At 65.0% G+C, this 26,327-nt stretch carries 18 protein-coding genes and 2 tRNA genes; 8 read left to right on the top strand and 12 right to left on the bottom strand.

The features are described from left to right. Positions 1 to 322: 322 nt before the first annotated feature. Positions 323 to 547 carry a hypothetical protein gene (locus MF6396_RS04475; RefSeq protein ID WP_043862639.1) on the bottom strand — a complete coding sequence of 75 codons (225 nt, stop codon included), beginning with the start codon at positions 545 to 547 and terminating at the stop codon, positions 323 to 325. 957 nt (positions 548 to 1,504) lie between these two features. Here MF6396_RS04475 and MF6396_RS04470 point away from each other — a divergent pair. Both MF6396_RS04470 and rmuC read left to right on the top strand, forming a co-directional pair. Next, positions 1,505 to 1,930 carry a tetratricopeptide repeat protein gene (locus tag MF6396_RS04470; RefSeq protein WP_078479791.1) on the top strand — a complete coding sequence of 142 codons (426 nt, stop codon included), beginning with the start codon at positions 1,505 to 1,507 and terminating at the stop codon, positions 1,928 to 1,930. A 175-nt stretch (positions 1,931 to 2,105) separates the two neighbouring features. After that, on the top strand, positions 2,106 to 3,491 hold the full coding sequence (rmuC, locus tag MF6396_RS04465) for a DNA recombination protein RmuC (protein ID WP_162484864.1): 1,386 nt from the start codon (positions 2,106 to 2,108) through the stop codon (positions 3,489 to 3,491). On the opposite strand, the gene MF6396_RS04460 is transcribed toward rmuC, so the two are convergent. Both MF6396_RS04460 and MF6396_RS04455 read right to left on the bottom strand, forming a co-directional pair. Beyond that, a complete protein-coding gene (locus MF6396_RS04460) occupies positions 3,463 to 6,939 on the bottom strand; it encodes a PAS domain-containing hybrid sensor histidine kinase/response regulator (RefSeq protein WP_078479789.1) in 3,477 nt (1,158 codons plus the stop codon). The two genes, rmuC and MF6396_RS04460, sit on opposite strands and share 29 nt — an antisense overlap. Before the next feature lie 111 nt (positions 6,940 to 7,050). Further along, positions 7,051 to 7,596 (bottom strand): TetR/AcrR family transcriptional regulator, encoded by a 546-nt coding sequence (locus MF6396_RS04455; RefSeq protein WP_043860011.1) that lies wholly within the window; start codon positions 7,594 to 7,596, stop codon positions 7,051 to 7,053. A gap of 90 nt (positions 7,597 to 7,686) precedes the next feature. Between MF6396_RS04455 and MF6396_RS04450 the strand changes: the two genes are divergently transcribed. Next, positions 7,687 to 8,880 carry an MFS transporter gene (locus MF6396_RS04450; protein WP_078479788.1) on the top strand — a complete coding sequence of 398 codons (1,194 nt, stop codon included), beginning with the start codon at positions 7,687 to 7,689 and terminating at the stop codon, positions 8,878 to 8,880. A 58-nt stretch (positions 8,881 to 8,938) separates the two neighbouring features. On the opposite strand, the gene MF6396_RS04445 is transcribed toward MF6396_RS04450, so the two are convergent. After that, positions 8,939 to 10,117 (bottom strand): MFS transporter, encoded by a 1,179-nt coding sequence (locus tag MF6396_RS04445; protein WP_078479787.1) that lies wholly within the window; start codon positions 10,115 to 10,117, stop codon positions 8,939 to 8,941. 174 nt (positions 10,118 to 10,291) lie between these two features. Here MF6396_RS04445 and MF6396_RS04440 point away from each other — a divergent pair, with 174 nt between their 5' ends. After that, positions 10,292 to 11,434, top strand: coding sequence for a TDT family transporter (locus tag MF6396_RS04440; protein WP_058541019.1), 1,143 nt, complete (start codon positions 10,292 to 10,294; stop codon positions 11,432 to 11,434). Positions 11,435 to 11,602: 168 nt separating this feature from the next. Further along, on the top strand, positions 11,603 to 13,477 hold the full coding sequence (locus tag MF6396_RS04435) for an MFS transporter (protein WP_043860015.1): 1,875 nt from the start codon (positions 11,603 to 11,605) through the stop codon (positions 13,475 to 13,477). A gap of 15 nt (positions 13,478 to 13,492) precedes the next feature. Here MF6396_RS04435 and sugE read toward each other — a convergent pair whose 3' ends face one another. From sugE to rdgC, 3 genes are all read right to left on the bottom strand, one after another. Beyond that, positions 13,493 to 13,810, bottom strand: coding sequence for a quaternary ammonium compound efflux SMR transporter SugE (sugE, locus tag MF6396_RS04430; RefSeq protein ID WP_043860016.1), 318 nt, complete (start codon positions 13,808 to 13,810; stop codon positions 13,493 to 13,495). Between the two features lie 117 nt (positions 13,811 to 13,927). Next, positions 13,928 to 14,890 (bottom strand): bile acid:sodium symporter family protein, encoded by a 963-nt coding sequence (locus MF6396_RS04425; RefSeq protein ID WP_043860017.1) that lies wholly within the window; start codon positions 14,888 to 14,890, stop codon positions 13,928 to 13,930. Between the two features lie 141 nt (positions 14,891 to 15,031). Continuing rightward, positions 15,032 to 15,952, bottom strand: a complete 921-nt coding sequence (gene rdgC / locus MF6396_RS04420; protein WP_043860018.1) for a recombination-associated protein RdgC — start codon at positions 15,950 to 15,952, stop codon at positions 15,032 to 15,034. Positions 15,953 to 16,111: 159 nt separating this feature from the next. Here rdgC and MF6396_RS04415 point away from each other — a divergent pair. Then, positions 16,112 to 16,187 (top strand) — tRNA-Val (locus tag MF6396_RS04415). A 16-nt stretch (positions 16,188 to 16,203) separates the two neighbouring features. Continuing rightward, positions 16,204 to 16,280 (top strand) — tRNA-Asp (locus MF6396_RS04410). Positions 16,281 to 16,443: 163 nt separating this feature from the next. On the opposite strand, the gene MF6396_RS04405 is transcribed toward MF6396_RS04410, so the two are convergent. The 3 genes from MF6396_RS04405 to MF6396_RS04395 form a co-directional block, all read right to left on the bottom strand. Next, positions 16,444 to 18,909 carry a TonB-dependent siderophore receptor gene (locus MF6396_RS04405; RefSeq protein WP_043860019.1) on the bottom strand — a complete coding sequence of 822 codons (2,466 nt, stop codon included), beginning with the start codon at positions 18,907 to 18,909 and terminating at the stop codon, positions 16,444 to 16,446. Between the two features lie 108 nt (positions 18,910 to 19,017). Next, entirely contained in the window at positions 19,018 to 19,980 is a 963-nt protein-coding gene (locus MF6396_RS04400; protein ID WP_043860020.1) for a FecR family protein, read from the bottom strand. A gap of 44 nt (positions 19,981 to 20,024) precedes the next feature. Beyond that, the gene (locus MF6396_RS04395; RefSeq protein WP_043860021.1) at positions 20,025 to 20,549 is read right to left on the bottom strand and encodes a sigma-70 family RNA polymerase sigma factor; all 525 of its coding nucleotides are present in this window, start codon (positions 20,547 to 20,549) and stop codon (positions 20,025 to 20,027) included. Positions 20,550 to 20,755: 206 nt separating this feature from the next. Between MF6396_RS04395 and MF6396_RS04390 the strand changes: the two genes are divergently transcribed. Next, positions 20,756 to 22,447 carry a molecular chaperone HscC gene (locus MF6396_RS04390; RefSeq protein WP_054914674.1) on the top strand — a complete coding sequence of 564 codons (1,692 nt, stop codon included), beginning with the start codon at positions 20,756 to 20,758 and terminating at the stop codon, positions 22,445 to 22,447. Here the strand turns inward: MF6396_RS04390 and MF6396_RS04385 are convergent. Continuing rightward, complete coding sequence (locus MF6396_RS04385) at positions 22,444 to 25,155, bottom strand: molecular chaperone DnaJ (RefSeq protein WP_078479786.1); 2,712 nt, start codon at positions 25,153 to 25,155, stop codon at positions 22,444 to 22,446. The genes MF6396_RS04390 and MF6396_RS04385 overlap by 4 nt on opposite strands. After that, positions 25,152 to 25,844 (bottom strand): DUF1266 domain-containing protein, encoded by a 693-nt coding sequence (locus tag MF6396_RS04380; RefSeq protein WP_043860023.1) that lies wholly within the window; start codon positions 25,842 to 25,844, stop codon positions 25,152 to 25,154. Before MF6396_RS04380 ends, MF6396_RS04385 begins: the two co-directional genes overlap by 4 nt. Positions 25,845 to 26,327 lie beyond the last annotated feature (483 nt).

The raw sequence follows: 26,327 nt of genomic DNA, 5'->3' as shown, positions 1-26,327 counted from the left end.
TTCGTAAATGGCCGGCGGGACGCTGGTGCTTGGCAGCAGGTGGGTCGGGGTCAGGCCCGCCGGAAGCGGGCAAGGCCGCTTGAGTTGAAGTGTAGTGTCATATCTATGCTGTAAAGGACTGTTTTTAAATCGATTGTGGTGGCTTGGCATAGCCCATATGACGCTTGGGTATTAGGCCGTGGGGGTTAAAGCGCTTTCAGTGGTTGGGGTTTGGCCAATGAATCCGGGCCTTGCAAAGGGCAGGTCGAGCGCGGCGGTCACTGAATTTCAGGCATAAAAAAGCCCCGCCAACCGGCAGGGCTTCTTGCGTCTCAGACGACCATCAGGCAACCAGTGCCTGGCGAGTCCGGTCAATCACCGCTTGCAGCGGCTCAGCACTCTCGTACTGCTCCGGATACAGACGCTCGCTGTGACGAGCAATGCCGTGTTCATTGACCAGGGTAAAGCTGAAGCTGCCCTTGCGCGCCGCATGGATCATGCAGTTCAACGGGGCAAATGCCTGGCTAAGGGTGCGAATGGCAGCCTGAGTATGGATGGATGTATTCATAGTTATTAGATGTTCCTGCAAAAGACACAGCATAAGAGCCGTGTTCATATAAAACGTTCCAGTAACGCAAAGCTTTAGGGCTAGAGCGAAGAACCTGACTGGAACAGGGCAGCCAGAGGTAAGCGCATTGATTAGGTGGCGCCAGGGCTGACTGGTAGGTACTAGGAAGACAGGCAACACGTCAGGGCTAAGGTTCTGCGCCGCTGTGTGAAGATCCTGTTCAATCTGCAGGGTGACTCGCCAAGAGTAGGTAATGGTTACCTGGGAGTCATCAAGTGGGCCGGTCCTGGTTTCAACAGGTGCTGTTCCGTTGTCGGATCAGGACGCTGCAAGGACTGCTTTGGCCAGAATTGAGTTTCAGCTTGGTACTAACGCTGGCAACACTACAGCAGTTTCCAGGTTGTGGCAACCCTTTGTGCTTTTCGTGCGCCAAGCCGGCCATTATCTCGATTTCAGGCTGTTCTGTGAAGAGGGCCCCAGGAGGCACCACCGCGCGTGCGGAGCATTTTCGTGCAATCCCGTGCCTCGCTTTGGGGCACCTGTCCACACCTGTAACACCTCTTGTCAATGTGGCGCTACACCGCGGCAGGGCCCTGGCGATGACCAGTTCGAAAGTACAAGTCAATGAAAAAAAACACTTTTTTTAGCTGGTGAAAAAATCGTCAGTTTGAGCGCGGGCCCCATTCTACCGGGGTTTGCGGGGTGTAGGAGGGGGTTGTCCACCGAGTTATCCACAGCTTCTGTGGATTGTCATGCGGGTCTGCTCTAGGACGCGGGTGCCAGCAATGCAGGAAGTGTCTGACAATTTTCGCGGCGCATTTCGGCTCGCGCGAAATGTCTACTGACGTGTCAAAAAAAAACATCGCCTGAAGGAAAAAAAGCCTCGAATTCCCTCGGGCCATGCACGAGAAAATCCGGTAGAGTGGCGCGCCTCTCGAGTTGCCTTCGCCGTTTTTTATGAAGTTTCGCAGCAAAACCCCAAGCCCCACTGCCCAACCCCCCGTTGCCGAGCCCCGACGTTTTTCGTTGAAGGTGGCCCTGTGGCTGCTCGACAGCCCGCGCCTGGGCGACAACCCCAACGTCAAGCACTTCGCCGGGCGCCTGCTCAAGCAACCGGCACGCCAGGGTGTGGTGGTGGCGCAGAGCCGGCTGGGGCAGATGCTGTGCCGCGATTGCGGCAACGCCCGTGACCGGCGCATCGGCCACGAGCTGCTGCGCCAGGCTGCCCGGGCCGGTGACCGCAGGGCACAGCTCGAATACGGCCGTCTGTGCACCCAGCCCCAGGTCAACGAGCCGGAGCAGGCACGTTACTGGCTGGAACAAGCTGCCGCGCAGGGCTCCAAAGAAGCCGTGCGGCTGCTCGGGCAACTCACGAGCCACTGATCGACCGCCCGGGGCTGTTAAGCTCTGGGGGATTTCCCTGGGGGTGAGCATGCTGTCTATGGCTGCAATGGATCTGACCAGCATCGTGCTGGGAATGGTGGTGGCGGCTTTGCCCGCTGTGGTGGTGCTGGTGCGTCTGCAACGTCAGCTGGCTGACAGGCAGGCCGCCGCCGCACTGGCCGAGGAGCGCCTGAGCAGTGCGCTGCTGGCCCAGGAGGGCCTGAGCGCGCAACTCGACGCCAGCCGTGACGAAATCAGCGACCTGGGCCAGGCCAATGCCGCCAAGCAGGCCAGCCTGGCCGCTCAGGGCCGCGAGCTGGAGTTGCTGCAGATCGAGCGCGACAACGCACGCGATGCCGCCCATGCCTGGAACCTTGAACGCAACGCCCGTGAAGCCGAGCTGCGCCGCCTCGAAGCGCGCTGCGCCGGCCTTGCCGCCGAACTGCGCGAGCAGCAGGACAGCCACCAGCAGCGCCTGAACGACCTGCAGGGCTCGCGCGACGAGCTGCGTGCACAGTTTGCCGAAATGGCGACGAAGATTTTCGACGAGCGCGAGCAGCGTTTCGCCCAGACCAGCCAGCAGCACCTGGGGCAACTGCTCGACCCGCTCAAGGAGCGTATCCAGTCGTTCGAGAAGCGCGTCGAGGAAAGCTACCAGCAGGAAGCCCGCGAGCGCTTTTCGCTGGGCAAGGAACTCGAGCGCCTGCAGCAGTTGAACCAGCGCCTGAGCGACGAGGCCACCAACCTGACCCAGGCACTCAAGGGCCAGAAGACCCAGGGCAACTGGGGCGAGTTGATTCTGGAGCGGGTGCTGGAACATGCGGGGCTCGAAAAGGGCCGCGAATACCAGACCCAGGTCAGCCTCAAGAGCGCCGATGGCGAGCGTTTCCAGCCTGACGTGCTGATCATGCTGCCCGGCGACAAGCAGGTGGTGGTCGACTCCAAGGTCAGCCTCACGGCTTACCAGCAATATGTAAACGCCAGTGAAACCGACGTGGCCCAGGCCGCGCTCAAGCAGCATGTGCTGTCGCTGCGCAACCATGTCAAAGGCCTCTCGGGCAAGGACTACAATCGCCTCGAGGGCCTGCACAGCCTGGATTTCGTGCTGTTGTTCGTGCCCATCGAGGCGGCGTTTTCGGCGGCGCTGCAGGCCGAGCCCAACCTGTTCCAGGAGGCCTTCGACCGCCAGATCGTGATCGTCAGCCCGACCACGTTGCTCGCCACCCTGCGGGTCATCGACAGCCTGTGGAAACAGGAGCGCCAGAGCCAGAACGCCCGCGAGATCGCCGAGCGCGCCGGCTGGCTGTACGACAAGTTCGTGTTGTTCATCCAGGACCTGGACGAGCTGGGCAACCGCCTGCAACAGGTCGACAAGGCCTATGCCGCGGCGCGCAACAAGCTCTGCGAGGGGCGCGGCAATCTGATCAGTCGCAGCGAGCAGCTCAAGCTGCTCGGCGCGCGGGCCAGCAAGAGCCTGCCGGCCGACCTGCTGGAACGCGCCATGGGCGGCACCGACAACCTTGCCGAAGGCCTTACTGCACCAGGCTCAGATGACGATTGAGCAGGGCGCGCAGGGCCGCCGGCTTGACCGGCTTGCTCAGGTAGTCGAGGCCGGCGGCATGTACCCGCGCCACGGTCTCGCCGTGGCCGTCGGCACTGATCACCACCCCCGGCACCGGCTCGCCCAGGCGCGTGCGTAGCCAGGCCATCAGTTCGGTACCGATTTCGCCGTTGTCCAGGTGGTAGTCCACCAGCGCCAGATGCGGGCGCAGGCCCTTGTCGAGCAGGGCGGCGCATTCCTCGCGGTTGCGCGCCGTCGACACCAGGCAGCCCCAGCGGCTGAGCAGGCTGTTCATGCCGATCAGGATGCTGTCTTCGTTGTCCACGCACAGCACCTGCAACCCCGCCAGCGGCTGGCCGGCCTGTTCGGCTGGCTTGGCCTGGGCCGGGCTCGCGGCGCTGGCCAGCGGTACGCTGACGCGGAACACGCTGCCCTTGCCGGGCGATGAGCGTACCTCCAGCGGGTGGCCGAGCACCTTGCACAGGCCGTCGGCGATCGCCAGGCCCAGGCCCAGGCCTTTTTCGGCGCGGGTCTGGTGGCTGTCCAGGCGCTTGAATTCCTCGAAGATCACCTGAAGCTTGTCGTCGGCAATGCCCGGGCCGCGGTCCCACACTTCCAGCCACAGGCGGTCCCCGGCGCGGCGCACGCCCAGCAGGATCGGGCTCTTGCCATAGCGGAAGGCGTTGGTGAGGAAGTTCTGCAGGATACGCCGCAGCAGCTTGACGTCGCTGTGCACCCGCAGCTTGCTGCCACGCACGCGAAAATCCAGGCCCTGCTGCTGGGCCAGTACCTTGAACTCGGCACCCAGGGCGTCGAACAGTTCGCTGAGGGCGAACGGCTTGGCGTCCGGGTTGATCTTGCCGTTCTCCAGGCGCGAGATGTCCAGCAGGTCGCTGATCAGCTCTTCGGCCGAACGCAGGGCGCTGTCCATGTGCTGCACCAGTTGCTGGGCGTCGCCCGACAGGCCCTCTTCCTGGTGCGACAACGCGGCGGAGAACAGCCGTGCGGCGTTCAGCGGCTGCATCAGGTCGTGGCTCACGGCCGCCAGGAAGCGGGTCTTGGACTTGTTGGCCGCTTCGGCATGGCTCTTGGCCTCGGTCAGCGCCAGGTTCAGTTGCGACAGCTCGTGGGTTCGCTCGGCCACGCGCTGCTCCAGGCCTTCGTTGGCGTCCTTGAGGGCCTGCTCGGCCTCGCGGAAGGGGGTGATGTCGGTAAAGCTCATCACGAACCCGCCGCCGGGCATGGGGTTGCCGATCAGCTCGATCACCCGGCCATTGGGGAACAGCCGCTCGGAGGTGTGCGCGCGCCCCTGACGCATCCAGTGCAGGCGCCGCGCCACATGCACCTGGGCCTCGCCCGGGCCGCACAGGCCGCGTTCGGCGTTGTAGCGGATGATGTCGGCAATCGGCCGGCCGACACTGATCAGCCCGTCGGGGTAGTTGAACAGTTCCAGGTAGCGACGGTTCCAGGCCACCAGGCGCAGCGACTGGTCGACCACGCTGATGCCCTGGCTGATGTTCTCGATGGCCCCTTGCAGCAGGGCGCGGTTGAACTGCAGCACCTCGGAAGCTTCGTCGGCGATGCGTACCACGTCCTCCAGCTGCATGTCGCGGCCTTCGATGGCCGCCTTGACCACGGCGCGGGTCGAGGAGGTGCCGAGCACGCCGGACAGCAGGCGCTCGGTGTGCTCGATCCATTCGCCGTCGGCGTTCTGGTTGGGGTTGAAGCCCTTGCCCTGGCGATAGGCGAAGCGGATGAAGCTCTGGCGCGCACGCTCTTCGCCGACGAAGCGCGCGGCCAGGTGCAGTAGGTCGTCGATCTGTACCGCCAGCAGCGAACGGCTGCTGGGCCGCGCGCTGGTTTCCTGGCCAATGAAGCGCCCGGCCTGCCAGTGCTCCGATACCCGCGTGCGCGACAGGATCGAAACCCAGGCGAACACCGTGAAGTTGCCTGCCAGCGACAGCACCACGCCCTGGGTCAGCGGGGTGATCGGCAGGTTGAGCGGGTTGCCGTGCAGCCAGGCCAGGCCCGGGAACAAGTCCAGCGACCAGCCCACGCTGTGGGCGGCAATCGGCAGTACCAGGGTGTAGAACCACAGGAAGGTGCCGGTGGCCAGGCCGGCGAACACGCCGCGGCGGTTGGCCTGCTTCCAGTACAGCGCACCGAGCATGGCCGGGGCCAGTTGGGTGACGGCGGCAAAGGCGACCTGGCCGATGGTGGCCAGGCTGGCGGTGGAGCCCAGCAGGCGGTAGCTGACGTAGGCCAGCAGCAGGATCACCACGATGGTCACCCGGCGTACCGTGAGCATCCAGTGGCGGAACACCTCGAACGGGCGCTCGGCGTTGTTGCGCCGCAGCAGCCAGGGCAGCAGCATGTCGTTGGAGACCATGGTCGACAGCGCCACGGCCTCGACGATGACCATGCCAGTGGCGGCCGAGGCGCCGCCGATGAAGGCCAGCAAGGCCAGCGCCGGGTGTGCTTCGGCCAGCGGCAGGCTGATCACGAACGAGTCCGGCAGCACCGAGCTGGGCAGCAGCATCTGCCCGGCCAGGGCAATCGGCACCACGAACAGCGCGGCGAGGATCAGGTAGGCCGGAAACACCCAGCGTGCCAGGCGCATGTCCTGCGGTTCGATGTTCTCCACCACGGTGACATGGAACTGGCGCGGCAGGCAGATGATCGCCATCATCGCCACGCCGGTCTGCACGATCATCGACGGCCAGTTGATGGTTTCCTGCCAGTAGCCGTCAAGGGCGGGCGCCAGGCGGGCCTGGCTGAACAGGTCGTCGAAGCCGTCATACAGACTGAAGGTGATGAACGCGCCCACGGCGAGAAACGCCAGCAGCTTGACCAGCGATTCGAAGGCGATGGCCAGCACCATGCCGCGGTGGTGCTCGGTCACATCCAGGCTGCGGGTACCGAACACGATGCTGAACAGCGCCAGCACCAGCGACACCACCAGCGCGGTGTCCTGCACGCGGCTGCCGGTGGCATCGGCCCCGGCACCGATCAGCAGGTTGACCCCCAGCACGATGCCCTTGAGCTGCAAGGCGATGTACGGCAGCACGCCCACCAGGCAGATCAGCGCCACCACCACCGCCAGGGTCTGGGACTTGCCGTAGCGCGCGGCAATGAAGTCGGCGATGGAGGTGATGTTCTCCTGCTTGCTGATCAGCACCATCTTCTGCAGCACCCAGGGTGCAAACAGCATCAGCAGTACCGGCCCCAGGTAGATGGGCAGAAAGGCCCAGAGTTGTTCGGCGGCCTGGCCGACGGCGCCGAAGAAGGTCCAGCTGGTGCAGTACACCGCCAGCGACAGGCTGTACACCCACGCGCGCAGGCGTGGCGGCAGCGGGGTGCTGCGCCGGTCGCCGTAGAAGGCGATGGCGAACATGATGGCCATATAGGCCAGGGCGACCAGGGCGATCAGCCCGCTGGACAGCGACATGAAAACTCCGAACGAAAAAACGGTAACGGCCAACCACGATCAATCAGTCTGGCACGCCGTTCTCACTTCGTCAGCGCCGACGAAGGTCGCAGTGGCAGAGCGTCGCAGTGCTCAGTCGCGCAGGGCCAGTTCGACCAGTTCATGCAGCTGCTGCAGGCTCGGGGGCGCTTCGGCGAACAGAATGCGAAACACCGTGGGAGCCACCAGCAGGTCGAGCAGCCGTTCCACCCCGGGGCCGGCTTCGCCACGCTGCTGCGCGCGGTCCAGCAAGGTCTGCAACTGGCCGCGCAGCAGGGTGGTGCAGTAGCCGGGGCAGGCGCTGCTGAGCACGTCGCGCATCATGTGTCGGCCGGGCTCGGAGCTCATCTCGTCCAGGTACTGCTCGGCCCAGGCCAGCAGGTCGCCGCGCAAGGTGCCGGTGTCGAGGGGTTCGCTGTCGGGGTGCAGGCGCTCCACCGCCACGTCGGCCAGCAGCGCCGCCAGTTCACCCCAGCGCCGGTAGATGGTCGAGGGGGTGACGCCGGCACGTGCGGCCACCATGGGCACGGTCAGGCTCGCGCGGTCCTGCTCCTGGAGCAGGGCCCGCACGGCGCTGTGCACCGATTGCTGGACACGGGCGCTGCGACCGCCCGTGCGAATACCTTCTTTGATCGCCATGGCGCGACCTTAACACAAAGGGTTTGCGTTAAGGATTCAGGACGCGCAGACTGCACAAAAGCTAACGGTTAGCTTTAGTGGAGAAAGCACATGATCGGATTGTTCAGCCGTCCGGCGTCGGCGCGTTTGCGGCTGGTGTACCTGGCCGTCGCGCTGCTCGGTTTTCTGGCGGCCTCGAGTGCGCCGACGCCGTTGTACCAGCTGTATCAGCATGCGTGGCAGTTTTCGCCGGCAACCCTGACCCTGGTGTTTGCGGTGTATGCCTTGAGCCTGCTGGCGGCGTTGCTGACGGTGGGGTCGCTGTCCGATTACCTGGGGCGCCGGCCGGTGATCTTCGTGGCGTTGCTGCTCGAGAGCGTGGCGATGCTGCTGTTCATCCAGGCCGAGTCGGTGCCCTGGCTGCTTGCGGCGCGGTTGCTGCAAGGCTTTGCCACCGGCATGGCCACCAGTGTGCTGGGCGCCGCGCTGCTCGATACCGACCGCGAACAGGGGCCGTTGGTCAATAGCCTGGCGCCGCTGCTGGGCATGGCCTGCGGGGCGCTGGGCACCAGCGTGCTGGTGGAGTTCGCGCCGTGGCCGCTGCGCCTTGTGTATGGGGTGCTGCTGGCGCTGTTCGTGGTGCTGGCGCTGCTGGTGTGGCGTTTGCCGGAGAGCGTCAGCCGCCAGCCGGGCGCGCTGCGCGCCCTGCGTCCGAGCCTGCTGGTGCCGCCTCAGGCGCGTGGCGCGGTGTGGCGCATGCTGCCGGTGAACATTGCGGTGTGGGCGCTTGGCGGGTTCTTCCTCTCACTGGGGCCGTCGCTGGTGCGGGAGGTGAGCGGCCTGGGCTCAAGCCTGGTCGGTGGCGCGCTGGTGGCGACCCTGACCCTCAGTGGCGCGCTGGCGATCTATCGGCTGCGCCTGCGCCCGGCACAGCAGGTGCTGGCGCTGGGCACCGGGCTGCTGGCCGGCGGGGTGGGGCTGATTCTGCTGGCGCTGCACAACGCCAGCCTGGTGCTGTTCTTCGCCGCCACGCTGGTGGCGGGCAGCGGCTTTGGTGCGGGGTTTCTGGGTGCGTTGCGCAGTACCCTGCCACTGGCCGAGGCCCATGAACGGGCGGGCTTGATGGCCACGTTCTATGTGCTGAGCTACCTGGCGTTCTGTGTGCCCGCGCTTGCGGCCGGGTTGATGGTGCGCCAGTTCGGGCTGGTGGCCACCAGCGAGGTGTATGCGCTGGTGCTGGTCGGGTTGTGCGCGGTGGCGGGGGTGTTGAACCTGCCGGCGATGCGCGGAGCGCGATCTATCTGATCTCGATGGTGCTGCGTTTTCCGGCAAGAGCAGCGTGGATCTTTGTCGGCGCCGGCCTTCAGGCCTGGCGCCGTGCCCCCAGGCAATAGAACAGCCCCGCAAGCCCCACCGACAGCATCATCAGGTAGAACATCGCCGTCGGCATCAGGTGTGCCAGCGCAAACCCGCACAGTACCGGCCCCAGCGCCGCCCCCAGGTTGGACAGGTTCTGTGCGCCGTAATACACCCCGCGCAGGTGCTCCGGGGCAATGCTGTCGATGAACATGTATTCGGCCGGGATCACGATGATCTCGCCCAATGTGAACACCAGCATCGCCAGGCACCACACCCACAATGTCTGCGCCAGCGAGAACCCCAGCAACCCGATCACGAACAGCAGCATCCCGGCCAGCAGCCAGGGCATCAGCTGGCGACTGCCGATGCGCCGGCCGATGGCGTATTGCAGGGCGATCACCGTGATGGCGTTGGTCGCCACCAGGTAGCTGACGGTCTGGTTGGCCTGGATGGCCGATGTGGTGGTCACCAGGTACTGCGACAGGTAGGCCGTGAACTGGCCGAACACCACCGCGCTGAGCGCGCCGCCCAGGGTGAAGTACACCAGGCGCCGATCGCCGAGCAGGTGCCTGCCGACCGCCAGCAGGCCCAGCGTCGGCCCGCCGAGCCCGGCGCGTGCAGCACGCTCGCCCCGGCGTTGATAGTTCAGGCACATGCCCAGCCCCAGCAATGCCGACAGCACGAACGGCAGCCGGTCATCCAATAGCACCAGCGCCACCCCCACAAAAGGCCCGACGGCATAGGCGACGTTGCTCAGGGTGTACTTGATCGAGAACACCTCGCCGCGTGCCTGCACTGGCAACAGCGCGCAGAAGCCGGCCTTGGCGGCGATGTCCACCACTGCCAGGGTGAGGTTGATCACCACCAGGCAGGCAAACAGCATCCCCAGTTGCCGGCTGGCCACGGCCACGAAGAACGCTAGGGCGAAGGCCAGGGTGGAGAACACGATCACCGTGTAGCTGCGCAGGGTGTCGATCAGGTAGCCGCCGTACAGGCTCAGCAGCGAGCCGACGATCAGTGCACCGCCGATCATCAGGCCGATGGCGCTGATGCCCAGGGCGAAGTGCTCCGACAGGTACACCACCAGGTAAGGCAGGGTGATGGCCCGCGCCAGGGTCAGCACGAAGGTGGTGCACAGCAGCAGGCGAACCTCGGCGCCATAGCCCCGCAGGCTTTCGAGCATGTTCACGTCCTTGTCCGGTGAGGTCAGCCGCCAGCATACGTCAGCCTTGAAAGGCTCGCGAACGGCTTATATATAGGTAAAACAGATAACAGTTAGAGAAATTACCCGTTATATCGATATTCCATAGGGTTGTAACATCGATTTCACCTCACCGGAGGACAGGAGACCGACACCATGACCTGCACCAAGATAGCCCACCCCTTGCGCCCGCTGAGCCGCCTGGCTCACCCGCGCGAGGTGATCCGACAGTTCACCCCCAACTGGTTCGCCGCGACCATGGGCACCGGCGTGCTGGCGCTGGCGCTGCGGCAGGCGGTACCGGGGTTGTCGGGTATGGCCGAGGCGCTGTGGCTGCTGACCATTGGCCTGTTCGTGCTGTTCAGCGTGCTCTACACCGCGCGCTGGGTGATGTTCTTCGATGAGGCGCGGCGGATTTTCGCGCATTCCACGGTCTCGATGTTCTTCGGCACCATCCCCATGGGCCTGGCGACCATTCTCAATGGGGCGCTGGTATTCGGGGTCGAGCGCTGGGGCACGGGGGTGCTTCCGTGGGTCGAGGCGTTGTGGTGGTTGGACGTGGCCCTGGCGCTGCTGTGCGGGGTGGCGATCCCTTACCTGATGTTCACCCGACAGGAGCACAGTATCGACCAGATGACCGCGGTATGGCTGCTGCCGGTGGTGGCGGCCGAAGTGGCCGCGGCCAGCGGCGGCCTGCTGGCGCCGCACCTGACGGACGTCCATCGCCAGTTCCAGGTACTGATCACCAGCTATGTGCTGTGGGCGGTGTCGTTGCCGGTGGCGTTCAGCATCCTGACCATCCTCACCCTGCGCATGGCGCTGCACAAGCTGCCCCAGGCGAGCATGGCCGCTTCGAGCTGGCTGGCACTCGGGCCGATCGGCACCGGTGCCCTGGGCATGATGCTGCTGGGCAGTGATGCACCGGCGATCTTCGCTGCCAATGGCCTGGGCAGCCTGGGCGAGATTGCCCGCGGGCTGGGGCTGGTGGCCGGTATCGTGCTGTGGGGTGCGGGGCTGTGGTGGTTGCTCACTGCCGTGTTGATCACGCTGCGCCATCTGCGCGATGGCATGCCGTTCAACCTGGGCTGGTGGGGCTTCACCTTTCCGTTGGGGGTGTATGCCCTGGCCACGTTGAAGCTGGCGGCGTGGCTGCAGTTGGGGTTCTTCACGGTGATGGGCCACGTGCTGGTGGTGGCGCTGGCAGGGCTGTGGCTGGTGGTGGCCAGCCGTACCCTGGCGGGGGCCTGGCGTGGCGAGCTGTTCGTGTCGCCTTGCATTGCGGGGTGCACGGGCAAGTGACAAGGGTGGCAGTTTCGCCGGCAAGGCCGGCTCCGGCAGGGTTTTGCTGGCGCTAGAAGGCCTTGTCGGCGAAGCGGTTCATGCGGTGGCTTGCATTTACCCGTGCATCTGTGGCTTTTTGCGGGCTGGCTTCCTCCAATAACAAAGCCCCACTCAGGACCCTGGACGATGAGTCACCCCTCACAGTTTGCCCTGCTGCAAAAACGGCGCTTTCTGCCGTTTTTCGTCACCCAGTCGCTGGGGGCGTTCAACGACAACCTGTTCAAGCAATCGCTGATCCTGGCCATTCTCTACAAGCTCAGCCTGGGCGGCGACGGCACGATGCTGGTCAACCTCTGCGCGCTGCTGTTCATCCTGCCGTTCTTCCTGTTCTCGGCCCTGGCCGGCCAGTTCGGCGAAAAGTTCGCCAAGGATGCGCTGATCCGCACCATCAAGCTGGCCGAGATCGTCATCATGGGCGTGGGCGCCGCGGGCTTTCTCTATAACCACCTGTGGATGATGCTGGTGGCGCTGTTCGCCATGGGGACCCATTCGGCACTGTTCGGCCCGGTCAAGTACTCGATCCTGCCCCAGGCCCTGCGCGAAGAGGAGCTGGTGGGCGGCAACGGCCTGGTGGAGATGGGTACCTTCCTGGCGATCCTGGCCGGCACCATCGGCGCCGGGGTGATGATGTCCAGCACCCACTACGCGCCCATCGTGGCCAGCGCGGTGGTGCTGGTGGCGGTGCTGGGCTACCTCGCCAGCCGCGCAATCCCCCGTGCCGCGGCCTCGTCGCCGCAACTCAAGCTGCAATGGAACATCTTCAGCCAGACCGTCGCGACCCTGCGCATGGGCCTGAAACAGACCCCGGCGGTATCGCGCTCGATCGTGGGCAACTCGTGGTTCTGGTTTGTCGGTGCCATCTACCTCACGCAGATCCCGGCCTATGCCCAGGAGTGGATGCACGGCGACGAAACCGTGGTCACGCTGATTCTCACGCTGTTCTCGGTGGGCATCGCGGTGGGGTCGCTGCTGTGCGAGCGCCTCAGCGGGCGCAAGGTGGAGATCGGCCTGGTGCCGTTCGGATCGTTCGGCCTGACGGTGTTCGGCCTGCTGTGGTGGTGGCATTCGGGGGATATCCCGGCCGCCGGCGCGCCGTATGACTGGCTCGCCCTGCTGGGCATGAGCAAGGCCTGGTGGATCCTGCTGTCGATCATGGGCCTGGGTGTTTTCGGCGGTTTCTACATCGTGCCGCTGTACGCGCTGATCCAGTCGCGCACCCCCGAAGACGAGCGTGCCCGGGTGATCGCCGCCAACAACATCCTCAATGCACTGTTCATGGTGGTCTCGGCCGTGGTCACCATGCTGTTGCTGGGGCTGGCCAAGCTGAGTATCCCGCAGCTGTTTCTGGTGGTGTCGCTGCTCAATATCGCGGTCAACACCTACATCTTCCGCATCGTGCCCGAGTTCAGCATGCGCTTCATGATCTGGCTGCTCAGCCATTCCATGTACCGCGTCGAACACCGCGACCTGGACAAGATCCCGGATGAAGGCGCGGCGCTGCTGGTGTGCAACCACGTGTCGTTCGTCGATGCGCTGCTGATTGCCGGGGCCGTGCGCCGGCCGATCCGCTTTGTCATGTACTACAAGATCTACCGCCTGCCGGTGCTCAATTTCATCTTCCGTACTGCGGGGGCGATCCCGATTGCCGGGCGCAACGAAGACCTGCCGACCTACGAGCGTGCGTTCGAGAAAATTGCCGCCTACCTGGCCGACGGCGAGCTGGTGTGCATCTTCCCGGAAGGCAAGCTGACCTCCGATGGCGAGATCGATGCATTCAAGGGCGGATTGAGCCTGATTCTGGAGCGCACCCCGGTGCCGGTGATTCCGTTGGCGCTGCAAGGCCTGTGGGGGAGTTTCTTCAGCCGTGACCCGGCCAAGGGGTTTTTCCGGCGCCTGTGGTCGCGGGTGACCCTGGTGGCCGGTAGCGCCGTACCGGTGGAAACGGCGCAACCGGCGCTGTTGCGCGAGCGGGTCAGCGAACTACGCGGCACCTGGCGCTAGGCGCGGGGGCCAGGGTCAGCTGGCGCTGACCTTGAGCCCCACCAGGCCGATGATGATCAGTGCCACGCTGGCCAGGCGCATCAACGCCATGGATTCGCCAAACAGGATGATCCCGGCGATCACCGTACCCACTGCGCCCACACCGGTCCAGATCGCATAGGCGGTGCCCAGCGGCAGTTCCTTCATGGCAAGGCCGAGCAGGCCGAGGCTGACCGCCATGGCGGCAACCGTGAGCACAGTGGGCAGGGGGCGGGTGAAGCCGTCGGTGTATTTGAGGCCGATGGCCCAGCCGACTTCGAACAGGCCTGCGAAAAACAGGATGATCCAGGACATGCGCAGTACTCCATCTGTTGATGGGGCCGTCCCCGGATCGGTCACGCGGTGCGTCGTGAGGTCGTCCTCACAGTGCGCACTATAGTGCACATTTCCTTGCCGGGGGGCAAGAGGCGGTCAACGCGTGGCGTCGACCGCTGCCGTTTCGGCGACGGGTTCTTCCATGCGCCGGAACCAGGTCGAGAGTAGCGCACCGGAGATGTTGTGCCACACGCTGAACAGCGCGCTGGGCACCGCCGCCAGGGGCGAGAAGTGCGCACTGGCCAGTGCCGCGCCCAGCCCGGAGTTCTGCATGCCGACTTCCAGCGCCAGGGATTTGCGCTGGGCCAGCGGCAGCTTGAACAGCTTGCCGGTGACGTAGCCCAGGGCGAACCCGAAGGTGTTGTGCAGGATCACCACCGCCATGATCAGCAGGCCCGATTCGGCGATCTTGGCCTGGCTGGCCGCCACCACCGCGCACACGATCAGCACGATGCTCACCACCGACACCAGCGGCAGCACCTGCACCGCCAGGTGTACGCGCGGGCCGAGCAGGCGCTGGGCGAGCACGCCGAGCACGATCGGCAGCATCACCAGTTGCAGGATCGACCAGAACATCTCCATGAACGAGACCGGCAGCCAGGCCGAGGCCAGCAGCCAGATCAGCGCGGGGGTCAGCAGCGGGGCGAGCAGGGTGGTGACGGCGGCTATTGCCACGGCCAGGGCCAGGTCGCCCTTGGCCAGCCACGCCATCACATTGGAGGAGGTACCGCTTGGGCAGCAGCCGACCAGGATCACGCCCACGGCGATTTCGGCGGGCAGGTGGAACAGCTGGCACAGCAGCCAGGCCACGCCCGGCATGATCACGAAGTGGGCGACCACGCCCAGGGCCACGCGCCAGGGCTGGCGGAACACGGCGGCGAAGTCTTCGACCTTGAGGGTCAGGCCCATGCCGAACATCACCAGGCCCAGCAGCGGCACGATGGCGACCTTGAGGCCGATGAACCAGGCGGGTTGGAAGAAGGCCAGGAGGGCAAACAGCAGCACCCACCAGGCGAATGTATTGCCGACGAATCGGCTGAGGGCGGCGAGGGCGCGCATGGGGGTGCTCCTTTTTTATTATCGGCGGCCCCATCGCGGGTCAAGCCCGCTCCCACAAGGATTGCAGCGACCCTGTAGGAGCGGGCTTGACCCGCGATGAGGCCCGCAAGGCCTCTATATAGCTATATAGAGAGCAGACGATCAGACCCCCTGCGGGATCTCCTCCCCACCCAGCGCTTCGAACAGCGCCGGCAGGAAGTCGCCGAAGGTCAGCATCATCAGGGTGAAGCTGGCATCGAGCTGGCCAAGGGCCTCTTCGCCGCCGTCTTCCTCGGCCTGGTCCTGCAGCAGCTCTTCGAACTTCAGGCGCTTGATCACCATCTTGTCGTCCAGCACGAACGACAGCTTGTCCTGCCAGGCCAGCGACAGCTGCGTCACCACCTTGCCGGTACCCAGGTGCAGCTGGATCTCGTCGCTGGTCAGGTCCTGGCGCTTGCAGCGTACGATGCCGCCGTCTTCGTGGGTGTCGCGCAGCTCGCACTCGTCCAGCACATAGAAGTCGGGCGCAGCCTTCTGCGACTTGACCCAGTCGGTCAGGGTCGCGCTTGGGGCGATCTTCACGGTCACCGGGCGCACCGGCAACGAGCCCATCACTTCACGCAGGGTCGACAGCAGGTCCTCGGCACGCTTGGCGCTGGCCGAGTTGACCAGGATCAGGCCCTGCTTGGGCGCGATGGCGGCGAAGATCATCGAACGACGGATGAAGGCGCGGGGCAGGAAGGCCTGGATGATCTCGTCCTTGATCTGGTCGCGCTCCTTCTTGTAGACCTTGCGCATCTGCTCGGCTTCGATCTCGTCGATCTTCTCCTTGACCGCGTCACGCACCACGCTGCCGGGCAGGATGCGTTCTTCCTTGCGTGCCGCGATCAGCATGAAGTCGCCACTGACATGCACCAGGGGCGCATCTTCGCCCTTGCCGAAGGGCGCGACGAAACCGTAGGTGGTCAACTCCTGGCTGGCACAGGGGCGCGCCGGCTTGCTGGCCAGTGCGGTTTCCAACGCCTCGGCGTCGAACTGGATGTCCTGGGTAAGGCGGTAGGGCAGCAGGTTTTTGAACCACATGGGGTGCATCTCTCCTCGGTACATAAGGAGGGCATTATTCTCCGAGCGGCGTGTTCAGGCCAAGCCCGCTAAGTCATTGGAAGGCCTGAAAAATAATTTTAAAAAAGTGCTTGCCAGAGTGTGAGGTGCTCCGTAGAATGCGCGCCACACCGAGACGAAGGGTGATTAGCTCAGCCGGGAGAGCATCTGCCTTACAAGCAGAGGGTCGGCGGTTCGATCCCGTCATCACCCACCACTTCTCAGTGTATCGCGCAGCGGTAGTTCAGTCGGTTAGAATACCGGCCTGTCACGCCGGGGGTCGCGGGTTCGAGTCCCGTCCGCTGCGCCATATATTAGCTTCAGGGCCCACTGAACTCCCTGAAGCCACAAACGAAGCGACCTTAGGGTCGCTTTTTTTGTGCCTGGCGTTTGGCCGCGCCTGCCATGCATCCCCCTCCAACAACGAAAAAGGCGCCGCTGAGGGCGCCTTTTCCAGACAGCCTCGCGCCGTCTTACCAGTTGTAGGTCACATCTGCACTCAGGGTGCGGCCTTCGCCGTAATAGCAGTCCAGCCCGCCATTGCAGGCCGCCACGTACTTCTCGTCCGTGAGGTTCTGCAGGTTGGCCTTGAGCTTCACGCCCTTGACGTGCAGCGGCGATTTTTCCAGGTCATAGGACACCATGGCGTCATACACGGTGTAGGACGGAATCTGGAAAGAGTCGCCCACGTAGTCCGAACCGTAGCTGCTGCGCACATAGCGCGCGCCCAGGCCCACACCGAACCCGGCCAGTACGGTGGAAACGTCGAAGTCGTAGTTGACCCACGCCGAAGCGGTCAGCGGTGGCTGCATGGCCAGGGTACGGCCTTCGCGGCCGTCGTTGATGCTGCGCCACTTGATCTGGTTGCGTGATACCGCAGCCAGCACGCTCAGGTTGTCGGTGACATTGACCTTGCCTTCCAGCTCGACACCACGCGAACGCACCGAGCCGCTCTGCACGCTCAGGCTCGGGTCGTCGCGGTCGTTGGTCAGCATGTTGTCCTGGTCGATCTGGTAGGCGGACAGCTGGATGAAACCGTCGATCGACCTGGGCTCGTACTTGATGCCCACTTCATACTGCTTGCCGTTGGTGGGGTCGAAACCCGAACCGTTGGCGTCGACACCGGACAGCGGCAAAAACGACTCGGCGTAACTCACGTAGGGCGTCACACCGTTGTCGAACGAGTAGCCCAGCCCCGCACGCGCGGTGAACTTTTCATCCTTCTGGTTGGTGTGGCCGCCGTTGAGCGGCGTCTTGTTGTCGGTTTCGGCAAAGTCATAGCGGCCGCCCACGGTCAGGAACCATTTGTTCCACAGCAGTTGATCCTGGGCATACAGGCCGGTCTGGGTAATGGTGTTGTCCCAGCGGTAAGGCTGGGTGAAGGTGAACTTGCTGCCGTAGACCGGCTTGTACAGGTCGATGCCCGGGCCGCGACGGTCGTATCGGCCGAGGAACTCGGAGTTGAAGTGGTAGTAGTCCACCCCCAGCAGCAGGGTGTGGTCCAGCTCGCCGGTCTTGAACTTGGCCTGGGCGGTGCTATCGATGCCGTAGACCCGGTTGTGCTGCGCCCAGTCCACCCCGAAGCGGTCTGCCTGGTAGCTGAAGTCGTTGGCGCCGGTGACCGGGTTGGGGCCGAATGAATAGCCGTGCAGTGGTGCGACGTAGCGGTCGTCGAGGTCGGCGTAGCGTGCGTTCTGCTTGAGGGTCCAGGTGTCGTTGAGCTCGTGGGCGATCTCGTAGCCGACCACGAACTGCTCGCGGTCATATTTGTTCAGGCCCGGCTCGCCGATGAACAGGCTGCGGCTGATGCGCCCGTTGGCGGTGCTGTACACCGTGCCCTTGGCCGGCAGGCCCTGGGCTTCCGGGGTGTCGCGGTCTTTCTGGTACTGGCCGAACACCGTGACGGTGGTGCGCTCGTTGGCCAGCCAGGTCAGGCTGGGCGCCAGCAGCATGCGGTTCTGGTCGGCATAGTCGATCTGCGAGTTGCTGTCGTTGACCACGCCGGTCAGGCGATAGAGGAACTGACCCTGATCGTCGATCGGGCCACCGAGGTCGAAGGCCCCGTACTTGCGGTCGTAGCTGCCGCCACCGATGACCACTTCATGCAGCGGCGTGGCGGTGGGGCGCTTGCTCACCATGTTGACGATGCCGCCCGGCTGGTTCTGGCCATACAGCACCGACGCCGGGCCCTTGAGCACTTCGATGCGCTCCAGGGTGTAGGGGTCGATCTGCAGCGAGCCACCCGTGCTGCCGCCGCTGTAGGGCAGGTGCAGGCCGTCCAGGTACAGCGGGGTGGGGGAGAAGCCGCGGGAGGTGGGTTCATCGAACACCTTCACCCGGTCGGCGAAGCCGCCACCGGTCATGCCGGCGGTGTAGCGCAGGGCCTCGGTGACCGACTGGGCGCCGCGCATCTTCACTTCGTCCTGGGTGATGACGTTGATCGTCTGCGGGATCTCGCTCAGGGCCGTGTCGGTCTTGGAGCCGGTGGCGCTGCGCTTGGCCACGATCCCGTCGACCGGGCCGTAGGCCGATTCGGTTGCACGGCTGTCGATGTTGGTGGCGCCCAGCACCACGGACGCATCGGCGGCAGGCAGTTTTTCCAGCACCAGGGTCTGACCGTCCAGCAACTGCCAGGTATGGCCGCTGCCCTGCAGCAACCGGTCCAGGGCCTGGGCCAGGGTAAAGGCACCCTGCAGGGCCGGGCCGGACCGGCCAGCCAGGTCGCTGGAGTTGAACACCAGACGTACGTTGGCCTGGTCGGCCAGTTGAGTGAGCATCCGGTCCAGCGCCTGGGGCGCCAGGTTCAGGGTCAGGCGCGTGGTGGTTTCGGCTGCGTGGGCCAGCGGCAGGGTCAGCGGCACCCCGCCACCCAGGGTCAGAGCGATGGCCAGCGTCAGGGTACGGCCACTGAACGGAAAAGCGTTGGAAAGCGCCTGCATTGAAATCGTCCGTCATCAAATGTTGGTAAGAAGCGATATTTATGAGAAGTATTCGCGTTCAAACCAACGACGATTCATTGCCGTCAACCTTGCCAACAAAATCCGGATTTATTTTTCTTCGACGCTCTCGCGGTTCATCACCAGGGTCAGCCACGGCAGTTGCACGACCCGCAGCGGTTGGGTGCGCGCCAGGGTACTGAACATCTGGGCACCGTCGTCCAGGTTGAACACCCCGCTCACCGCCGTGCTCGGCAATTGCCCGGTCACCACCAGTGCGCCGGGTACATAGCGCCCGATTTCGCTGACCACCTCGTCGAGTGGGCGTCGATTGAAGATCAGCTTGCCGCGCTGCCATGCCGAATCACTGGTCAGGTCCAGCGGGCGCGTGGAGGACGGTGGCAGGCCCTGGGCATAGTCCAGTTGCTGGGCCGGTTCCAGGCGCGCGCTCTGGCCACCGGACGTTACCTGCACCACGCCCTCGCTGACGCCGACCCGCACCTGCTGTTCGAGCAGGTTCACGTCGAACCGGGTGCCCAGTGCCTGGGCCGTGCCTGCAGCGGCATGCACCACGAATGGACGCGCCGGGTTCTTGCTGACCTGGAAAAGCGCCTCGCCCTTGATCAGGTCGATATCGCGACGCGTGGACGAATAGCGCACCGACAGTGCGCTGGCGCTGTTGAGCCAGACCTCGCTGCCGTCCTCCAGTACCAGGTGCCTGCGTTCGCCGACGGCGGTCGACTGGTCGGCCATGTACACCTTCATTGGCTGCCCCAACTGGGTCACGGCCAGCACCGCCAGCCCGGCGGCCAGCGCAGCCCATCGCAAGGGTTTTGCACGGCGTTGGGGCGCTGGCGGCACGAAGGATTGCGCGGTGGCCGTCTGTGCTACCCCGTGCCACATCTGCTCGGCCAGCCGCGCCGCCGCTTCGTGCGCCGGGCTGCGCTGGCGCCACTGGCGAAACGCGGCATGATCCGACTCGCTGGCATTCCCCGACATCAGCATCACCCACTGCTCGATGGCCTGATCCTCCAGCTCGACAGGGGATGGTTGGGAAGGGTTGGGTCTAGTCATGATGAGGGGCTGCTGAAACCTTCAGAGGGGGCGTACCGGGCATTCTAAATAGATTCCGACTGACGTAGCCAATCGCGGCAGTGCCGCATGGCTTGCACAATGTACTTACCCACCGTGCTTTCGGACACGTCCAGGCGCACGGCTATCTGTGCATGGGTCAAGCCTTCGAGGCGATTGAGCAGCAGTGCCAGGCGCGCCTTGCTGGGCAACTGGGCCAGGCTGCGGTCCAGTTGTTCGATCGCTTCGGCAGCCAGGAACTGCTTCTCGGGGGAGGCGAGGGGGTCGCATACGTCCAGGTTGTCACTGACGTCGTCATGCAGCGCCGAGCGTCGCTGTTCCTGGCGCAGGCGGTCGATGGCAAGGTTGCTGGCAACGCGAAAGACAAAGGCACGCGGTTCGAGAATCTGCGCCGTATCGGACAGGCTGGCCAGTCGCAGGTAGGTGTCCTGGGCCACGTCCGCGGCCTTTTCCACATTGCCCATGCGCCGTGCAAGAAACGCCAGAAGGTCGGCGTAATGCTCCTGGAAGGCGCTGACCAGCGGGTTGACGGCGGAGGTTGGGGTGGACATCCATTGTGCTCGTGCGACGTAATGCGCAAGCTTATCTCAAATGAGAATGACTATCATAGATATGTTTTTTTACAGGTCAGGCCTTTTTCGCCGTGTGTGCATTCGCTGTTTGTCGAGGTGGGGGGTTCAGTTAAAGTAGGGCGCCTTTCAGCAGGCCGGGCGAGCTCCGGCCGCTGGCCGATGACGACCACTGCCAGAGACCTCATATGCAGGATGCAACCCCCGCCGCCGCGCCCTTGCTGGGCATTGACCTGGGCACCACCAACAGCCTGATCGCCGTATGGCAGCAAGGCCGTGCCCAACTGATCCCGAATGCCCTTGGCGAGGTGCTTACCCCCTCGGTGGTCAGTATCGATGACGACGGCAGCATCCTGGTGGGGCGCGCCGCCCGTTCGCGATTGACCACCCACCCCGATCGCAGCGTCGCGGCATTCAAGCGTTTCATGGGCAGCGAAAAGCGACTGGAGCTGGGCGGGCAGGCATTCAGCCCCGAAGAGCTCTCGGCCCTGGTGCTGGGCTCGCTGAAGCACGACGCCGAGGCCTTTCTGGGCTGCGCGGTGCACGAGGCGGTGATTTCGGTGCCGGCCTATTTCAGCGATGAACAGCGCAAGCGCACCGTGTTCGCCGCCGAGCTGGCGGGCCTCAAGGTGCAGCGCCTGATCAACGAACCGACCGCCGCCGCCATGGCCTACGGCCTGCACGAGCAGAAATTCGAGCGCACCCTGATCTTCGACCTAGGGGGCGGTACCTTCGACGTCACTGTGCTCGAATACGCCCTGCCGCTGATCGAAGTGCATGCTTCCACCGGCGACAACTTTCTTGGCGGCGAAGACTTCACCGAAGCGCTGCTGCAGGCCTGCCTGAAGGACTGGGGCATGACCCTGTCCAGCGTCGAACCGCAGGCGCTGGCGAGCCTGTACGACAGCATCGAACTGCTCAAGTGCAAGCTGGGCGAAGGCCCGCAGACGGTCTACTGGAAGGGTGCCGGCGAGCCCCGCGAGTGGACCCTGGACGAGCTGGGCGCGCAGACGATCTGGGAGCCGCTGCTGGGACGGGTGCGCGCGCCCATCGAGCAGGCACTGCGCGACGCGCGGCTGAGCCCGCGCGACCTCGACAGCCTGGTGCTGGTGGGCGGTGCCACGCGCATGCCGGTGGTGCAGCAGATGGTGGCCAAGCTGTTCGGCCGCCTGCCGTACCGCCACCTCGACCCCGACACCATCGTCGCCCTGGGCGCTGCCAGCCAGGCGGCCTGCAAGGCCCGCGACTCGGCCATCGAAGAGCTGATCCTGACCGACGTATGCCCCTACACCCTGGGCATCGAGACCACCCGCGGCGCCAACATCAGCGGGGTATTCTCGCCGATCATCGAGCGCAACACGGTGATACCGACCTCGCGGGTGCAGCGCTTCTACACCTCCCACGAACAGCAGAAGACCATCAACGTCGAGGTCTACCAGGGTGAGCGGCCGTGGGTGCGTGACAACATCTTCATCGACAGCTTCGTCGTCGAGCTGACCCCGATGGACAAGATCCAGTCACTGGACATCCGCTTCAGCTACGACATCAACGGCCTGCTCGAAGTCGACGTGACCCTGGTGGACACCGGCAAGCGCCACAGCCACAGCATCGACCGCAGCCCCACCGGGCTGGATGAAGAGGCGCGCCAGAACAGCCATCAGCGCCTGGCCGGGCTGAAGATCCACCCGCGCGATGCATTGCCCAACCGAACCCTGACGGCGCGCCTGGAGCGCGCCTGGATGCAGTGCCTGGGCGATGAGCGCGAGCAGATCGGCACTTGGCTGAGCGACTTCAGCCAGGTGCTGGCCACCCAGCAGTCCAGCCTGATCGCCAGCCAGCGCCAGCAGTTGAACGAGGCGCTGGACGCACTCAACCTCTAGCCGATCAGGCGCCGCAGCACAGCCTGCAGCCCGCCGCTGAGGGCGTCGGGGTCATGATGCTCCGGCGACACGCCCCAGCGGTTGGGCAGCACGTCGCCGGGCATCACCACCAGCACCAGCGGCAGGAACGGCAGCGCTACCGACAGCGCAGCCAGCAGCACCATCACCACGATCCCGTGGCCAATGTCGTGCAGCCGGCGCAGGCAGGTGCCGAACAGCAGGGCCAGGCCCAGGCCGATCTTGACCATGGCCTCGGGCGCATCGCTGGAGGTGATGGCAAGCACCAGGGTAACGAAGAACCACAACATCAGCTGGCCGACGAATGCGCCACGGCCCAGGCGCGTGTTCCAGCGCCAGAAGGCCCAGGGCGATACTGGCTGAAGATCGGCCTGGGCCAGCAGCAGGCGCTCGCACCAGGACAACACCGCGGTCAGCGCAAAGCGCAGGCCGATACCGGTGCTGGGGTCATCCTTGGCCTTTTGCAGCTGCTTGAGCACCTTGAGGCGCGGTACGCCGACACGGCCGTAGCGGATCAGGCCCTTGAGCGTATCCATGACCTGGTAGAACACCGCGCTGTCCATGCCGTAGGCATCGAGTTTCTCGCGCGGCGGCCGGCTCGGCTCGCCCTTGATCAGGCCGCTGCGAAAGGCTTCGAACCACGGCTCTTCACTGGAGATGTCGGCCATGGTGCGCAGCAGCACGCGGTGCTGTTCGGCATCCAGTGCCGGGTCGTGGTAGAGCACCGCCCAGAACAGCATCATGCCCAGCAGGTCGTCGGCGAAGGCCTCTTCGTCCTTCTGGTAGCTGGCCAGCAACGCCAGCGTGCTGGGCAGGCGCGCACTGCTCAGGGCCTGGTCCGGCGCGGGCAGGCTGTCGGCAATGGCTTTTTGCAGCGGGTCGCGGCTGTCCAGCCAGCCCAGCAGCCCATCGAGGTTGCCTTGTTCCTGCAGCAGGTTCAGCAGCAGGGTATGGACCTTTGCCAACGGATGGCCGGGCGGGCACTGCAGGGTGTCGAGCATGCTCGGCGTCACCAGCGCCAGCCAGCGTTGTGGCGCCTGGGCCAGGGCCAGCATGAACAGTGCCTGGCGGTGCCAGTGCCACAACTCGGCGCCGGCCGGGGCGGGAGGCAGCACCACGCCTGCGGCGCCCAGCTCGCATTGCATCTCCAGGCCGAATGGTACCGGCATCATGGCGCGCGGGCTGAAGGTCTCGTGCAGGCGGGCCAGGGTGCGCCCGTCGTAGGCGCGCAGGCGGCGCAGCCAGTCGCGGCACAGCGTGGTGGCACCGTCCTTGAGCACGTCGGGCAGTTGTGGGTGCGGCGAGTTGCTGTTCAGGAACGCCTGGATCGCCAGGGGGATCGGCGCCTGTTGCAGCCAGGCCAGTTGCTGTTGGGCCTGGTAGCGCAAGCCGTCGAGGATCAGTTCATCGATCAGGTGGCTGCTTTTCGGTTCGTCGAGCACCTGTTGCAGCAGCGCGGCGTCACCGCAGTGCAGGGCCCAGGCGTGGCGGTACAGACGCTGCAGGGCCGGGTCCGGGTGTTCGTCGATCAGGCTGGCGAGCAGTTCCAGCTCACGCTCATCGGTGGCCCGCCAGTCGACGAACTGCCCCGCGATGCCGTCCAGTTCCAGACGCGCGGCCTGGAACCAGCGCGTCAGGGTTTCCGGGCGCTGCGCCGGGCTGCCCAGGGTCTGTTCGTCTTCGCTCAGGTCGTCGGGCCAGGTGCGCACCGGTGCCAGGCGGTCGAAGGCCTGGATCATCAGCGGCAGGCGTTGCGGCTGGTGCGCGGTGCACAGGTCCAGCAGCTCGCGGGCGGCCACCGGGTGGCGGAACTCCAGCCACAGGCGGCTCCAGCACGACAGCGCTTCTTCTTCCTTGCCCAGCAGGCTGGCCTGGCAGGCCAACTGGTACAGCGCGTCGACATCGTCGGGTTGTAGCGCCTGGCGTTCGACGCACAGCGCGTACAGGCTCGGGCTGGCCACCCCGGCCTGGCCGATCTGCAGCAGCAGGCGTTCGACCAATGCGGCGTCCGGGGGCAGGGCGACCACGGTGTGTTCCCGGGCGAAAGCGGCCAGTTCGAACAGCGGGCGGTTGTTGTAGAGGTGGTCCAGGCTGCGCAGGTACCACAGGGTTTCCAACTGCGCGGCCGTAGACCAGTCGTTCATCAGGCGCATGTCGAACGGGTCGGGGGCGGCGAAGCGAGCCAGCAGCGTCTCGACTTCCTGCGCCTCTTCGAAGCCCAGGCGCAGCAACTGCTTGTCCCAGGCCAGGCGCTTGGCCAGCACCTGCACGCAGGCATTGGACAGCTGGCCGGCTTCTTCCAGGCGCCACAGCAGCTCCCAGCTGACGTCCTCGAGTTCTTCGAGGGGCAACTGGTCGAGCTCACGCAAGTAGTCCTGCCAGGCATCGACGTTGTAGCGCCGGGCCGGGTCGGCGAGCATGCGGGCGAAGGTGGCGATGACCGGGTGCACGCGGGGCGGGCGCGGCGGGCGTTCTGCATAGGCCTGTTCTTCGCCGGCGTCCTCGTCGTCTTCGTCTTCGTCATCCGTGCGGGTGGCGAGCTTGAGCGCGTGCTCGTAGGCCTGGCGCAGCAGTTGGAAGCCCTGCGGGTCGGTTTCGGGGTGAAACTCCGGCAGGCGGGCGCGGTAGGCGCCGCGGATGACGTCCTGGTCCTTGGTGGGCTCGATGCCCAGCTTTATCCAGCAACTCATGACCAGGTGCCCTCCTCGAGCGAATCGGGCCGGGGCGGGTAGTCCAGCGGCAGGTCCCAGGGCAGGCTGGCGAACAGTGCCTTGCCGCGCTTGAGCATGTTCATGATGATGCAGCGGTTCCAGTGCTCGGCGCCCTGGCGGTCGATACGGTAGGGGTAGACGTCGTCGTCATGGCTGGAGCAGTTCCATAGCGATTTGCCGAACATGTAGCCGGCGATGTAGGTGTCCCAGCTGTTGTAGAAGTGGCGTGCGCGCAGGGCCAGGCGGCTGTGCAGCCAGAGGCTTTCGGGCTCGGTGATCAGGTTCTCGAACACCCCGGCGCGCAGCAGGTAGCCCATGCGGCCCAGGTCCCAGGCGCGGGTGCCGCCGAAGCCGCAATCGGCATAGGTGCGTGCGGCAAATTCATAGTTGGCGCGCTCGCGCGGGCCCAGCTCGTCAAGCAGTGCCTGCCATTGGCTGGGTTGGCGGCGAGGGTATTGCCAGTAGGCGTCGTTGAGTTTTTCGGCGTGGCCGGTGTCGGCCATGCGCAGCATGTCGAGCAGCTCGCGGCGGTTGTTGATGCCCCACCATTTTTTCAGGTCCAGGTCCCCTTCGGCTTCGAAGTAGCGGGGGGAGGTGAGGCTGGCGCCGTTGAGGGCGGCCATGGGGGCAGAAAGGGCGTACAGCCAGTGCTGTTCAATCTCTTCCATGAATAGAAGGCTCCGGGGTCGACGGGGAATGGGCGGGGTCGACCGTAATGGCGCGGATTGTAGAGAGGCGGGGCGGGTGGGGCAATTGGATCCAGATTTTTTCGGCAGTGGTGTCTACCGGTGCTGGTTTTCTTGCTCTTGCTGTTGCTTTGCTTTTGATCTTCCGTCCTTCAGGAGGCCGAATGGAGCCTGCGTGTAGTGGGGTGTAGGGCCATGGATGGCCCGGAAAGTGCCGACGGGCAGGGATGCCCGTACGGCGCGGCCCCACGGAGCGTGGGTGGAATGAGGGGACCCGTAGCGAAGCGTAGGGCCGGATGCTGGACGGAGCGGTTTTGCTTACTTTTTCCAAGAAAAAAGTAAGCCGCTGTAAGAGCGGAAGGGGCCTTCGGCGTGTCTGTCCATGCTGGATAAGCTCGCTAACCTTACAACCGTCGCTCCCCGGGAAGGGGGCCGAGAGATTATCCGGCACGGGCGGTGATCCAA

Source organism: Pseudomonas sp. MF6396 (assembly GCF_002018915.1).
GTDB lineage: Bacteria > Pseudomonadota > Gammaproteobacteria > Pseudomonadales > Pseudomonadaceae > Aquipseudomonas > Aquipseudomonas palmensis.
Note: the sequence above shows the minus strand (reverse complement) of the source record. Positions and strands in the feature narration are given on the sequence as shown.